10 protein-coding genes are annotated in these 13,993 nt (G+C 65.8%); 6 read left to right on the forward strand and 4 right to left on the reverse strand.

Annotated elements, in window-relative coordinates; genetic code table 11:
- Nucleotides 1-42 precede the first annotated feature (42 nt).
- The 6 genes from dxs to A3E1_RS0125335 are packed head-to-tail and all read left to right on the forward strand — an operon-like array spanning nucleotide 43 to nucleotide 6,873.
- Nucleotides 43-1,968, forward strand: coding sequence for a 1-deoxy-D-xylulose-5-phosphate synthase (dxs, locus tag A3E1_RS0125310; RefSeq protein WP_020523590.1), 1,926 nt, complete (start codon nucleotides 43-45; stop codon nucleotides 1,966-1,968).
- Nucleotides 1,969-2,011: 43 nt separating this feature from the next.
- Nucleotides 2,012-3,277: a PQQ-binding-like beta-propeller repeat protein gene (locus A3E1_RS0125315; protein ID WP_020523591.1), complete on the forward strand. Its 1,266-nt coding sequence runs from the start codon at nucleotides 2,012-2,014 to the stop codon at nucleotides 3,275-3,277.
- Entirely contained in the window at nucleotides 3,234-4,520 is a 1,287-nt protein-coding gene (locus A3E1_RS0125320) for a hypothetical protein (RefSeq protein ID WP_020523592.1), read from the forward strand. Before A3E1_RS0125315 ends, A3E1_RS0125320 begins: the two co-directional genes overlap by 44 nt.
- Before the next feature lie 10 nt (nucleotides 4,521-4,530).
- The gene (locus tag A3E1_RS0125325) at nucleotides 4,531-5,196 is read left to right on the forward strand and encodes a response regulator transcription factor (RefSeq protein WP_020523593.1); all 666 of its coding nucleotides are present in this window, start codon (nucleotides 4,531-4,533) and stop codon (nucleotides 5,194-5,196) included.
- Nucleotides 5,193-6,329, forward strand: coding sequence for a sensor histidine kinase (locus A3E1_RS0125330; RefSeq protein WP_026208832.1), 1,137 nt, complete (start codon nucleotides 5,193-5,195; stop codon nucleotides 6,327-6,329). The genes A3E1_RS0125325 and A3E1_RS0125330 overlap by 4 nt, the downstream gene beginning before the upstream one ends.
- 52 nt (nucleotides 6,330-6,381) lie before the next feature.
- Nucleotides 6,382-6,873: a hypothetical protein gene (locus A3E1_RS0125335; RefSeq protein WP_020523595.1), complete on the forward strand. Its 492-nt coding sequence runs from the start codon at nucleotides 6,382-6,384 to the stop codon at nucleotides 6,871-6,873.
- Here the strand turns inward: A3E1_RS0125335 and A3E1_RS45060 are convergent.
- The 4 genes from A3E1_RS45060 to A3E1_RS41970 all read right to left on the reverse strand — a co-directional run bounded on the left by A3E1_RS45060 (nucleotide 6,863) and on the right by A3E1_RS41970 (nucleotide 13,959).
- A complete protein-coding gene (locus tag A3E1_RS45060) occupies nucleotides 6,863-7,603 on the reverse strand; it encodes a class I SAM-dependent methyltransferase (RefSeq protein WP_020523596.1) in 741 nt (246 codons plus the stop codon). The two genes, A3E1_RS0125335 and A3E1_RS45060, sit on opposite strands and share 11 nt — an antisense overlap.
- A gap of 51 nt (nucleotides 7,604-7,654) precedes the next feature.
- Entirely contained in the window at nucleotides 7,655-9,646 is a 1,992-nt protein-coding gene (locus A3E1_RS41965) for a 3-hydroxyacyl-CoA dehydrogenase NAD-binding domain-containing protein (protein WP_020523597.1), read from the reverse strand.
- On the reverse strand, nucleotides 9,643-10,848 hold the full coding sequence (locus A3E1_RS0125350; protein ID WP_020523598.1) for a thiolase family protein: 1,206 nt from the start codon (nucleotides 10,846-10,848) through the stop codon (nucleotides 9,643-9,645). Before A3E1_RS0125350 ends, A3E1_RS41965 begins: the two co-directional genes overlap by 4 nt.
- Before the next feature lie 144 nt (nucleotides 10,849-10,992).
- Complete coding sequence (locus tag A3E1_RS41970; protein WP_020523599.1) at nucleotides 10,993-13,959, reverse strand: AfsR/SARP family transcriptional regulator; 2,967 nt, start codon at nucleotides 13,957-13,959, stop codon at nucleotides 10,993-10,995.
- Between the last annotated feature and the right edge of the window lie 34 nt (nucleotides 13,960-13,993).

A 13,993-nucleotide genomic window follows, 5' to 3' on the forward strand; every position in this document is an offset into this window, starting at 1 on the left:
GGTCTCTAGCTGGCCTTGAGTCGCCCGATAGACTTTCGGGCTATGAGTGACCGCGCCGCCCAGCCCCTGCTGAACACGATCCGTGGCCCGCAAGACCTGAAATCCTTGCCGGCTGATCAGATGTCCGTGCTGGCGGCTGAGATTCGGGACTTCCTCATCACCAAAGTCGCGCGGACGGGCGGTCATATCGGCCCCAACCTGGGTGTGGTTGAGGTCACGCTCGCGATGCACCGGGTGTTCGACTCGCCGAGCGACCGCTTCATTTTCGACACGGGCCACCAGGCTTACGTGCACAAAATCCTCACCGGCCGCCAGGAAGGCTTTGACCTCCTGCGCCAGCGTGGTGGCCTGACCGGCTACCCCAATCAGGCTGAGAGTGAGCACGATCTCGTGGAGAACTGCCACGCCTCCACGGCACTGTCCTATGCCGATGGCATGGCCAAGGCATACACGCTGCGCGGCGAGCCCCGCCATGTCGTCGCCGTGGTCGGCGACGGTGCGCTAACGGGCGGCATGTGCTGGGAGGCGCTGAACAACATCGCGGCGACTCGCAACCGGCTGATCATCATCGTCAACGACAACGGCCGCTCTTACGCGCCGACCATCGGCGGGCTGGCCGATCACTTGGCGTCGCTGCGCCTGAACCCGGGTTACGAGAAGGTTCTCGACCTGATCAAGGACGCGCTGGAGAAGACTCCCCTCGTGGGCAAGCCGCTGTTTGACGCGCTGCACGCGGTGAAGAAGGGCATCAAGGACGCCGTCGCCCCCCAAGCGATGTTCGAAGACCTGGGCATCAAATACGTCGGTCCCGTTGACGGACACGATCTGTCCGCCATGGAATCGGCCTTGCAACGGGCGAAGCGCTATGGCGGCCCGGTCATCGTGCATGCCGTGACGCACAAGGGTTATGGCTACGCCCCGGCCGAGCAGGATGAGGCCGACCGTCTGCACGCCCCTGGCGCGTTCGAACCCGAGACCGGAAAGCCCCTGGCGGCACCGAGTCTCAAGTGGACGTCGGTCTTCGCCGACGAGCTGGTCACCCTCGCGGGCGAGCGCCCCGACCTCGTGGGCATCACCGCGGCCATGCCGGAATCCACGGGCATCGACAAGCTCGCCGCCGTTTACCCGGATCGCGCTTTCGACGTCGGCATCGCCGAGCAGCACGCCACGACGTCGGCCGCGGGGCTCGCTCTGGCGGGCATGCACCCGGTCGTCGCTATCTACGCCACGTTCCTCAACCGTGCGTTTGACCAGGTGCTGCTTGACGTAGCGCTGCACAAACTGCCGGTCACCTTCGTGCTCGACCGCGCTGGTGTCACCGGGCCTGACGGCCCCAGTCACTACGGCATCTGGGACATGTCGATTCTCGGTGTGGTGCCGGGGCTGCGCGTGGCCGCGCCACGAGACGCTGAAACCCTGCGGACAGCCCTGCGGGAGGCCGTGGGCATCAGCGATGGGCCGACCGTCGTGCGATTCCCGACGGGTTCCGTTCCGGCCGCCCTTCCGGCGCTGCGGCAGGTTGGTGGCATTGACATCCTCGCCGAGGCCGAGCGCAAAGACATCCTGCTCGTCGCGGTCGGTCCCTTCGCCCACATGGGTGTTCAGGTGGCGGCAGAGCTGGCGAAGCAGGGATATGGCGTGACCGTGGCTGACCCGCGCTGGGTTCGCCCCGTGCCGGTGGAACTCGTTGGGCTGGCGGGCAGCCACCAGCTCGTGGTGACCATTGAGGACGGTGTGCGCAACGGCGGCATCGGCGACGCGGTGGCCAAGCTGCTGCGTGACCACGAGCTTGACGTGCCCGTGCGTGACCTCGGCGTTCCGGTCCAGTGGATCGATCACGGCACGCGCGCTGAGATCCTCGCCGAGGTCGGGCTGACCACGGCAGACGTCAGCGAACGCGTGCTGAAGTGGATTAGTGCGCTCGCCGTTCCGGCCAAGCCAGGCTTAACGAGCATGACCCGCGGCTAAAACCGGGGCTGCGTAACCGTTACCGCGCTGCTTGAATAGCGCGGTGACGGAGATTGTCATCGACCTGAGCGAGCCTGACCCGTTGGAATGCGAGCCAGCACCGCGTGCCAGCCGGCGCCAGAAGCTGGCCGCTTTGATGATCGCCGTCCTCACCGTGCTGACCGCCACGGCTGCTCAGGCCCGGCCGCAGCCCGAGCTGGTCCACCTGGTGACTTTCGATGACCCGGGTGGCCAGGGTGTTTTCGGTGCGGCCGATGGCTTGATCTTTCGCTTAGAGCGCGGGCAGGTCGTGGCTCACGCACTCGACGGATCGATTCGGTGGCGGTCGGAGACCCGCTTTGGCAACGGGTTCGGCATCGAACGGCAGCACGCTTGGCTCATCGTGGCCGCGATGGAGGTGAGCCAAACCCAGGCCGTCTCGGTGGCGCTGGATCCCGCGACCGGCCAGGAAAAGTGGCGCGAGCTGGGAAACGCGACGATCGCCGGGGATCTGATGGTGGTCCTGAGCAATGACGGGCGCGGCGGACCCTCGCCGGTGCGCAGGATCACCACCCAGGAAACGGTTTGGACGATCCCGCCGTACGCTATCGCCGCTGCCGATCCCGAAGCGGGCAAAGTCTTCACCCTTAGCGCGGATCAGGTGCTCACGGAATGGGAACTCGCCACCGGCGCGAAGCTGCGGTCGATCGCGGTGGCCAGCCGCGGCCTGAAGTGGCGGTTCATCGGCTGGGACCCGGACACGATTCGCCTCTACGCCGACGGCGGTGACCTCGCGGAGGCGACGGTCATTGACCGCAAGGCGTTTCTGGAGAAGCCGCTCGGGCCGGATGAACCGTTTGCTACCAACGATTGTGGCCCGGTGTTGTGCGCCTTTGGCCGGGATTTCGAGATGTCCATTGTGGACCGTGAGACCGGGGAGAAACTGTGGACGCCGCCTAACACCGGCGGGGCGTTTCCCACGGCGATGGGCCTGCTGATTCACCATGAGAACGGCGAGAACTGGATAGCCGACTTCCGCACCGGAGCCAGGCTGCTGGAGTTGCGTGGGTGGCAGATCGCGGCGCTGGCCGCACCACAAGGCGTCGCGCTGCTGGAGCGCAAGAGCACCGATCTCCGGCAAACGGAGTTCGCCTTGCTGGATGCCAAGGGGCTTAAGCACCTTCAGACCATCCCTTTCCGCGCGACTGGCTGCCGGATGTTTGACGATTTGCTCACCTGTCAGCTGCCCGAGCAGAAGATCGGCATATGGCGGCTATGGTGGGAGGGTGCGCGAGGTGATCATCGACCTGGGCAGCCCTCCGGCGGCTGAGCCTGACGTCGAGATGTCCCGCCCTCTTCCTCCTTATTGGAGGAAGCTTCTCGCGGCCGTGGTGGCCGCACTCGCGTGTGTGCCTCTTCTCACCACTGCCTCGCTGCCGGAGCCCAGTCCGGTGCAGTTCCTGGCGTTCTTGCCAGGTAACAGCACTGAGGGACTCCTGATGCACCAAGGGGTGATTGTTCTTTCCGACGGGCTTGGGATGACTGGCTACGCCCCAGATGGGACGAAGCGCTGGCACATAGCCGGTGACGCGTCAGCCAGCAGGATGCAGCCGCAGCCCGCGGAGCATTTGCTGGTGCTGTCGGGGGAACGCCCAGGCGCCGGTGGCGCGGTGCCCTATTCGATCGCGATAGACCTCATCACCGGGGAACGCGTCTGGTCCAGCGATTCCTACGTGACCGTGTTCGGCGGCTATCTCGCGGCGCTGCGCGATGACCAATCCGTTGAGGTGTTTGAGATTTCGACACTCAAGCGGGTGTTTAGCCTGCCATCTCAGCGTGCCGTCGCGCTCGATGTCTTTCACGCCGCCAAGCCCGCGATCGTGGCGCTTGGTGTGGATGGACTCCTGCGGACCTACGAGGTGCCCTCCGGTGCTCCCGCGCACGAGCCCGTGCGGATTGACGTGCCCGCCAGCCAGGACGTCTACCTCAACCCGGGTGCCGACAAGATCGTGCTTGAGCTGATGGAACGGCAGGACGGCGGCAACGAGACCTGGCCGGGCCCGCTTTCCAGGATGGCCGTTGACCGCGGCACGCTGAACGTCTCTTACGACCAAGCGGAGCAAAACCAGTCCTACGAACGCGATTGCGGCCCGGTCATCTGCGTGCAGTCCTTCGCCAATCAGGGTGCCTCGGTTGAGGTGCTAAGCCGCGACGGCCAGACGCGCTGGCCGGTCCCACAGGATGGCTGGGTCGAGTGGCGCCATGACAGGCTCTTCCGCACGGGCCACCCGGGCGACCTCGCTGTCGTCGATCCAGCCAACGGTTCGGTCCTGGTGAACCTCGCGGGCTGGGAAATCGTCTACTCCGGCTGGCCCGGCGGCGTGGGCGGGCCGGCCCTGCTGGCCCAGCGTGGCCTGACGGGAACGCGGCTGGCCCGCCTCGGTGAGCGCGGATTGCTGCCGATCGGCTCGATCCCGTTGCTCCCAAACGAATGCACGTATGAATCGCCTTTCTTGGCATGCACTACACAAGACGGTCAAATCGGAGTTTGGCGGGTGGCACCCGCGAGATAACCTGCCAGCCATGCGGGTGCTGGTAGTGGAAGACGAACAGGCGCTAGCCGATGCCATCGTGCGCGGTTTGCGAAGGCATGGCCTGGCTGTCGATGTGGCCTATGACGGCAGCACCGGACACGAGATGGCCTTTGTTACGCGCTATGACGTCGTGGTGCTCGACCGCGACCTGCCTGGGATGCACGGCGATCAGCTCTGTGCCGAGCTGGTCGGTTCCGGTGCCCTCACCCGCGTGCTCATGCTGACCGCCAGCGGCACGGTGGCTGACCGGGTCGAAGGCTTGCGGATGGGCGCCGATGACTATCTGCCCAAGCCATTCGCGTTCGACGAACTGGTCGCCCGCGTGCAGGCATTGGGCCGCCGGGCGACCCCCGTGACACCACCGGTGCTGCGGATCGCCGACTTGGAACTCGACCCTGCCAAGCGAATCGTCATGCGAGGCGGTGCGCTGATCGATCTGTCCAATAAGGAGTTCGGAGTACTGGAGGAGCTGCTGCGGGCACGTGGGGCGGTCGTGTCGACCGAGGAGCTGCTCGAGCGGGTCTGGGACGCCAACACCGATCCGTTCACGACGATCGTACGCGTGACGATGCGCACGCTGCGCATGAAGATTGGCCAGCCACCGCTCATCGAAACCCTTGTCGGGGCTGGCTATCGCGTGGTCGAGCCGTCATGAGTCGTAAGGGATTGCGCCCAACCTTGCGGTTGCGGGTGACGCTGCTGAACGCGTTGCTGCTGGCTGGCGCAGGCGTGCTGCTCGTGGTGCTGTCGTGGCTACTCGTCACCGACGCCCTGCACCCGGCTGATTCACTCGCTCCCGGCACCCAGGTCGTGCTCGCCGACGGCAGCATGGTCGCGGCGCAAGACTGGCAGCAGACGGTGACGGACCGTGCCGAGACGGAATTGTTCGCCAAGGGCGGTCTGGCCGTGCTGGCCATCACGATCATTGGCGTTGTCGGGGCCTATGTCGTGGTGGGCCGGGCATTGCGGCCACTGCACCAGGTCACGGCCATGGCGCAACGGCTCGGTGGCGAAAACCTGGACCAGCGCATCCAGTACACCGGCACCGACGACGAGGTCGCGGAACTGGCGGACACTTTTGACGAAATGCTCGACCGATTGAAGGCTACTTTCACGTCGCAGCAACGGTTTGTGGCCAACGCTTCGCATGAGTTGCGCACTCCGCTGGCCGTGATGCGTACGGAGGTAGACGTCACCCTTTCCGACCCCGACGTCAACGAGGCGGAACTCAAGCGGATGGCGCATGTGGTGCGCGACGCGTCGACCCGCGCCAACGCCCTCGTCGATGCTCTCCTCGTGCTAGCGCGCTCACAAGCCAGGACAGGCTTGCGCAACGAGCCGCTGGATTTGGCCGACGGTGTGGCGGGCGCACTGTCGGCAATGGACGGTGAGGTCCAGCGGGTGAATATCGAGGTGTCGACGAAGCTGGGCAAGGCGCCGGTGACGGGCGATCCGAATCTGCTGGAGCGGCTGGCCGGTAACCTCATCGAAAATGCGGTGCGCTACAACCACTTTGGCGGCCGTGTGTGGGTGTCGAGCAGCTGCCAGGGTGACTACGCGCATCTCGTCGTTGGCAACACGGGCTTTGAGGTGGACCAGGCAGACGTGGCGGGTTTGTTCGAGCCGTTTCGCCGGGGTGGCCGTGAGCGCACCGGCGCCCGTGGCTCAGGCTTGGGTCTGTCCATTGTGCACGCGGTGTGCCAGGCGCACGGTGGATCCGTTGGCGCCGTTGCGCTCAAGGGCGGGGGCATGGAAGTCACGGTCGCGTTGCCGAGAAGAGTCGGCTAACCGTCAGTGTCTCATCCAGTTCATTCACGCGTTTGACGGTATCTATGGGCGAATGAAATTAGCCTCCGCTATCGCGGCCGTGTCCCTCGCCCTCGCTGGCGCTCTTGTCCCCGCGGCAAGCGCCAGCGCCGCCGGGTCTCCGCCGCTTAGCTGCGCCTATGAGGTCACCCTCGACTACGCGCCTTACCTGTCCGCGATCATGTCTGACAAGCACGTCATCGGGTCAGGCAAGCTCAAGAACTGCACGGGTGGTCTCAGCGCCACGTTCCGCATCGTTGGCGACGGCCCGGGCAGCTGCTTCGGCCAGCAGTTCACCCTTTACCAGGAGATCTACTGGAGCGACGGTGAGTATTCGCTTATCGAGCTGTCCAGCTCGATCGTGCTCGGCATAGGCGTCTTCACCGGACAGGTGATCGATTACGCCTACACCGGAGCACACGTCGACGTGACTTCACTGGCGGGTCTCGGTTTCCTGTTGTCCTGCCTCGCGCCAGGCGGCGTGCATCAGGTCAAGTTCACCGGAACCGAACTCTTCATCGGGTAGCGGTGACGATCACGTAACCCTTGGGATCGCGGAGCACCGGCGTCTGCTCGGCCATGGTGGCGATGGTGTCCACAATGGACGGCCGAAGCGGGTGTTCCGCGGTGACGCCGAAGCCGTCGAGGCACGAGACGGCGTAGGCGATGACGGGTGCTGGAGAGTCGAAGACGAGCGCGTTGTCGTGCTGCTGAACGGTCACGTTGCCAAAGACGCCGGCCACCATGTCGGGCAGGTTACCCGAGTGGACCGGCACGTCGAACTCGACATCGATGCCGTGTGCCGAAACCGCACCAGACACGAGCCCGAACAAGCCCGGTGTCGTGTCGAAGATGTTGACCACAGCGGCGAAGGTGCCGCCGGAGCGCAGCACGCGGCGTGCCTCAGCGATAGCCCGAATTGGGTCAGGCACGTGATAGAGCATGTGCCGTGCCGTGACCACGTCGAAGCTGCGGTCCTCGAACGGAAGATCCTGAGCATCGGCCCAGCGGGCGGAAAAGCCCGAGGCCGAGGACAATGCGGCATCCGAAGTGTCGACTCCGGTCAGCTCATAAGAGGCGCCCAGGCGGCGCAGGAACGAACCGGTGCCGAAACCGACGTCGAGCACACAATGGCCCTCCCGCAACGGAAGGGCGGCGATAACAGTGGCCTCCACATCGTCTGCCCGCTCGCTGTAGCGAACGTGGGTGTCGATGCGGACCTGCAACGGGTCAAGCGTTTGATAGTCAGCCAGCACGATCTGACGATATAAGCCGCTGGGCCCGGTTAAGGGCCCAGCGGAGGAAAATCACAGGTAGCCGTGCTGCCTCAGATAGGGTGTTATGCCCCCGAGGTGGAAGGGCCAGCCGCCACCCACGATCATGCACAGGTCGATGTCGGCGGCCTCGGCCACGACACCTTCCTCCAGCATGATGGTGATCTCTTCAGCCAGGGCCTTGAGCGCCCGGTCGCGCACCTGCTCTTCGGTCGAGGCCTGCGAGCCCTGCTTGAGCAACGCCAGCAGCTCTGGGTTGATGCCGTCGTCAACGCGAACGGGCAGGCCCGACTTCGCGATGATTTCCATGTTGGGGCTCAGCGGGAAGCGGTCCGGGAAGGCGTCATGCATGATCTTCCCGACGTGCGCGCCGACTCCTGGGCCAACCAGGGCAAGGAATTCCGACGGCCGCATTGGCATGCCGAGCGGATCGAGGGCCCGGTCGGCCACCTCGAACGGCGTTCCCTCGTCGACCGCGGCCCAGATGGTGCCGAGGAAGCGGGCGAAGATGCGGTTGGCGACAAACGCGGGGGCGTCCTTGACCAGCACGCAGCTCTTGCCGAGCTTCTTGCCGACGGAGAATGCCGTCGCGAGCGCAACGTCATTGGTGCGCTCGCCACGGACGATTTCGAGCAGCGGCATGACCGCTACCGGGTTGAAGAAGTGCAGGCCGACCACGCGCTCGGGGTGCTTGAGATCGGCGGCCATGGCGGTGATGGACAGCGAAGAGGTGTTCGTCGCCAGAATCGCTTCGGGGGAAACGACTTCTTCGACCTCGGCCCAAACCTGCTTCTTCACGGAAAGCTCTTCGAACACGGCCTCGATGACGAGCTCCGCGTCGGCGAAGGAGGACTTCGACACTGAGCCGGACACGAGCGCCTTCATCTTGGCGGCCTTGCCGGGCTGAAGCTTCTTCTTCGCGACCTGCTTGTCGATCTCGCCGTGCACATAGGCCAGACCCTTGTCGACCCGTTCCTGGTCGAGGTCGGTCAGCACGACGGGCACTTCGAGGCGGCGCAGGAACAGCAGGCCGATCTGAGCGGCCATCAAGCCCGCTCCGACGATGCCCACCTTCGTCACCGTGGCGGCCAGCGCCGGAGACGGTGCGCCTACGGGCTTTTTCGCCCGCCGCTGCACGAGGTCGAAGGCGTAGAGCCCGTTTTGCAGCTCGCTTGTCATCGCGAGGTCGGCCAGTGCTTCCACTTCAGCGTCGAAGTTCAGGCCATCCTTGGCGGAGGCCAGCAACTCCAGCGCCTTGTTGGCTGAAGGCACGGCACCGTGCAGGCGCTTGTCGAGTTCCGCGCGGGCGAAACCGAGGATCGCGTCCCACATCTCCGACTTGTCAACCTCTTGCCGTGACACGGAAACGTCACCGCGCACGACCGAGGCGGCCCATGCCAGCGACTGCTCAAGGAAGTCGGCGGGCTCCAGCAAAGCGTCGGCGATGCCCATCTCGAAGGCCTGCTTCGGCTTGAGCATCTTGTTCTGCATCAACGGGTTCTGCACGATAACCTGAATCGCCGGCAGGATGCCGATGAGGTTGGGCAGGAGTTGCGTGCCACCCCAGCCGGGGATGAGGCCGAGCATGACCTCGGGCAGCGCGAGCGCCGCCGCTCCGGTGGAAAGGGTGCGGTAGTGGCAGTGCAGCGCGACCTCAAGCCCGCCGCCCATCGCGGCACCGTTGACGAACGCGAATGTCGGCACCGACGACTCACGCAACCGCCCAAAAACCGCATGACCCGTGCGGCCGATCGAGAGCACGTCCTCGCGGGACTCCAGCGAGGCGAACGACGTCAGATCCGCACCCACACAGAAGATGTAGGGCTTGCCGGTGATGGCGATGAACGAAGGATCGCCCGAAAGCGCCTCGGAGATCGCACGGTCCAGCGACGCCAGACCGCCTGGGCCAAACGTGTTCGGCTTCGTGTGGTCCTTGCCATTGTCCAAAGTGATCAGTGCGGCCGGCTTGTCCAGACCGGGCACGCGCACCAGCCGAAGCTTGGCCTCGGTAACAAGCTCAGTCACGACTTCTCCCCAGTAAAGTGCGGGTTCTCCCAGATAACAGTGCCGCCCATGCCGATGCCGATACACATGGCGGTCAGGCCGTAACGCACCTCGGGGTGCTCGGCGAAGTGCCGGGCCAGCTGCGTCATGAGGCGTACGCCTGAAGACGCCAGTGGGTGGCCGACGGCGATGGCCCCGCCCCAGGGGTTAACGCGGGGGTCATCGTCGGCGATGCCGTAGTGGTCGAGGAAAGCGAGCACCTGCACGGCGAACGCTTCGTTCAGCTCGAACAAGCCAATGTCTGAAATGGACAGTCCCGCCTTGGCCAAAGCCTTCTCGGTGGAGGGAATTGGGCCGATGCCCATCACCTCAGGCTCAACCCCGGCGAAGCCGAACGACACCATCCGCATGGCGATCGGCAGGCCCAGCTCGATTGCGACATCCTCGGCCGCGAGCAGCGAAGCGGTCGCGCCATCGTTGAGGCCGGCCGCGTTGCCCGCGGTCACCCGGCCGTGCGGGCGGAAGGGGGTTTTCAGGGTGGCGAGCTTCTCCATGCTCGTCTGGCGTGGAGCCTCGTCCTCTACCGCCAGGCCCCAGCCGGTTTCGGCATCCCGCAGAGCGACCGTCACCAGGTCGCCATCGATCTTGCCGTCGGCGACCGCCTTGGCGAATTTCTCCTGGGAGGCGAGGCCGAACGCGTCGGCCCGCTCCTTCGTGATCGCGGGAAGGCGGTCGTGCAGGTTCTCGGCAGTGCCACCCATGACGAGGGCGGACGGGTCGACCAGCTTCTCAGCGAGGAAGCGCGGGTTGGGGTCGACGCCCTCACCCATCGGGTGGCGGCCCATGTGCTCAACGCCACCGGCGATCGCGACGTCGTAGGCGCCAATGGCGATGCCGGAGGCGACCGTCGTGACAGCGGTCATGGCGCCCGCACACATGCGGTCGATGGCGAAGCCGGGCACGGTGTTCGGCAGCCCGGCGAGCAGGGCTGCGGTGCGGCCGATGGTCAGACCCTGATCGCCGATCTGGGTGGTCGCGGCGATGGCGACCTCGTCGACCCGGGCAGGCGGCAGCTGTGGGTTGCGGCGCAGCAGCTCGCGGATGCAGCGCACGACCATGTCGTCGGCGCGGGTGTCCTTATAAAGGCCGCCATTTGCTTTGCCGAACGGCGTGCGTACGCCGTCGACGAAGACGACCTCGCGGACGTGACGTGGGGTAGGCATGACCCGAATGCTACTCGTGAGTAACGTCCTTGCGCGAGGGGTTCCGTGTGGTCCAGCTCACGCCGCCGCGACCGAGGACGAATCGAGGACGCGCTGGCACACGCTGTCGGGGTAACGGGGGCTGTGGGGGCGGGTGACCGCCCCTCAGCAAAGTTCAGCCAGCTTCTTCGCCACGACCTCGGCGTCCGGATCCCCAAGATCAGTGAGAATCGCATGCGCCTTTTCCCAATGCTCCCGGGCCAGGACCGGGTCGCCCAGGGCAAGGTGTGCTTGGCCAAGGTTCGTCAGGGCTTCGCCCGCAAGGCCGCGAATCTCCAGCTTCTCGATGATGCTCACGGCCCGCTGTCCCGACTCAGCCGCCAGCTGGTACGCCGAGAGTTCGCAATAAGCCGCGCAAAGGTTGTTCTGCGAGAACGCCTCGCCGTAGAGGTCGCCGATCTCCCGCTGAATGGCGATCGCTTCAAGGTGGCTCCGCAGTCCTTCTTCCTTGCGTCCCATGAGGAACAAGGCTTTGGCGAGGTTGCCCAGGTCGCGTGCTTCCGAGGAGCGAAATCCCTGCTCTCGCGAGATCTGTTGCGCCCGTTCAAAGAACCGCACGGCTTCGGCGTGCTCGCCGCGCTGCCCGTGGATGATGCCCATGTTGCCCAGGGCGAGGTTGGCAGCGTGCAGCTGACCGGTTTCCTCGGCCAGTTCAAGGGCGCGCTTGAGGTGCGCGAGCGAGGATTCGAAGCGGCGCAGCTCGTTGGCGACCCGGCCCATGTTGTTGTGGATAACGGCTTCGCGGGCCCGGTCTCCGGCGCGTTCGGCGGCGCTCAGCGCGAGCGCGAAGTAACCGAACGCCTCGTCGAACTGGCCCATCTTGGCGTGCATGATGGCGAGGGCATTCGCGGCCGAACACTCGCTGTGCGCATCGCTGCCCTCGGCGCGAAACAGGTCCAGCGACTCGATGAGAATCGCGATCCCGCCATCGTTATCGCCCACGAGGCCCAGCAGTTTGCCGTGGGCCAGGCGAGCGCTAGCCTGCGCCAAAGTGGACAGGTGGACGCTCGCGGCGAGGGCGTGTCCGGTGAGCACGAGCCCTTCGCGCAGGCGCCCCGCGCGATCGAGATAGCCGTGCAGGCCTTCGGCGATCAGGTAGGCCGTTTCGTGTTGGCCGAGTCCGTTAGCTTGCCCCGCAACGGATATCAGGTTGGCCAGCTCGGTGGACAGCCACGCCCGCGCGTGTTCCTCGGTGCGGATGAAGTCGGCCCGGCTGAACTGTTCTGGCAGCCGCGGGTTGACCTGTCCCTGGGCGACGAATCCAGCCGCGGTCAGGGTCGCGTTCTGATAGTGGTCAAACAAGCGGCCGCGAGCGGCGTCTTGTTCGGATGGTGGCACCTCAGCGACGATCGCCCGCGCGTAGTCGCGGATCAGGTCATGCAGCCGGTAGCGGCCCGCCTCGTGCTGCAACAGGAAGTGCATGTCGACCAGCTCTTCGAGGCACAGTTCGGTTTCCAGCAATGGCAGCCCAGCCAGGTCTGCGGCGGCGTGCACGCCAATGTCAGGCCCCGGGTTCAGCCCGAGGAGGCGAAAAAAACGTTGCTGCTGCTCGGAAAGATAGTGCTGAGACAGGGACAGTGCAGTGAACACCCCCTGTCCCTCGTGCTCCAGCAAGGCCGGGCGCCGGTGTTCATCTCGCAGCCGCTCAGCGAGCGCGGCGAGCGTCCAGGTAGGACGGTGGCGCAGCCGCGCGGCGACAATGCTGATCGCCAACGGGAGGTAGCCGCACAGGCGCACGATCTCGGCGACGGTCTCGTTATCGCCACCGATGCGTTGCGCCCCCGCGCTCGCGGTGAACAGGGCGATCGCGTCAGCCGCGGAAAGCACGTCCAGCGAAAGGGTTCGCGCGTCATCGAGCTCGACCAGCCGGCGCCGGCTCGTCAGCAAAACCGTGCATCCGGGTGCGCCAGGCAGCAGCGGCGCCACTTGCGCGGCATCAGCGGCATTGTCCAAAACGACCAGGATCCGCTTGCCAGCCAGCTCCGCCCGCCAGCGCGAGGCCTTCTCATCCTTGGTCTGCAACCCACCAGGGGGTACTCCGAGAGCACGCAGCAAAACGTCAAGCGCCCCTTCGGCGGAAACCGCGGCCTGCCCCGGCGTGTGCCCGTGCAGGTCGATGAACAGCTGCCCGTCGGGGAACTTGGGGCTCAATTGGTGCGCGGCGTGCACGGCCAAAGCGGTCTTGCCCACGCCTCCCATGCCGTCAATCGCTTGAATGACAACGGTCTGCCCGGCGTCCAAAGTGGACAGCAGTGCGGATAGTTCAGCGGTGCGTCCGGTGAAGTGCGGGGTGTCGCGCGGCAGATCGTTGCGCCCGGTCGCGGGCGCTTTGAAGTCCAGGGCCGGATCGTTGCGCAGCATCTGTTCGTGGCGTTTGCGCAACTCGGGGCCGGGATCGATGCCGAGTTCCGTGGCCAGAATCTGCCGTGTGCGGTGGAAGCGGGCGATCGCCTCGGCCTGCTTGCCGCTGCGATAGAGCGCGAGCAACAGCAGCGCGGCGAGCGGTTCGTTGAGCGGGAACTGATCGGCGGCTGGCGCAAGCTCGGCCACCGCGACGTCGGGCTGGCCGAGGTCCAGGTCGCAGTTCGCCTTTTCCAGCAACGCGTTGAGCCGCTTGGTGGTCAGTCTCGTGGCGGCCGTTTCCGCGGCCTGCCCACCTATGCCGTCGAGAGGCTCACCGCGCCACAACGACAGCGCGGCCGTGAGCGACCCTGCCGCGGCGGCGATGTCGCCGCTCTTGCGTTGTGCCGAGGCGGCCGACACCAGGTCATCGAAACGCTGCACGTCGATCTCGTGCCCAGCGGCGTCCAGCAAATAGCCCGGGTCCCTGGCGACGAGCAGCGGGCCAAGGGCCGTCTGGCGCAGCGCCGAAATCGCGTTCTGCACCTGACGGCGGGCCGTGGCCGGCGGCTCCTCTTCCCACACCGCGCTGGCCAGCCGGTCCACCGAGACGACCCGCCCCGGCTCCAATGCCAGGGCGGCCACCACGCGGCGCTGCTTTGGGCCGCCCAGATCCACCAGTTCCCCGGAGGCCAGCACCTCTAGCGGCCCCAGCAGCCGAAACTCGATCATTACACCCCGTCCTGCGGCAAGAAGCCTTCAGGAT

The organism is Catelliglobosispora koreensis DSM 44566 (genome assembly GCF_000379685.1).
In the GTDB taxonomy this organism is placed as follows: Bacteria; Actinomycetota; Actinomycetes; order Mycobacteriales; family Micromonosporaceae; genus Catelliglobosispora; species Catelliglobosispora koreensis.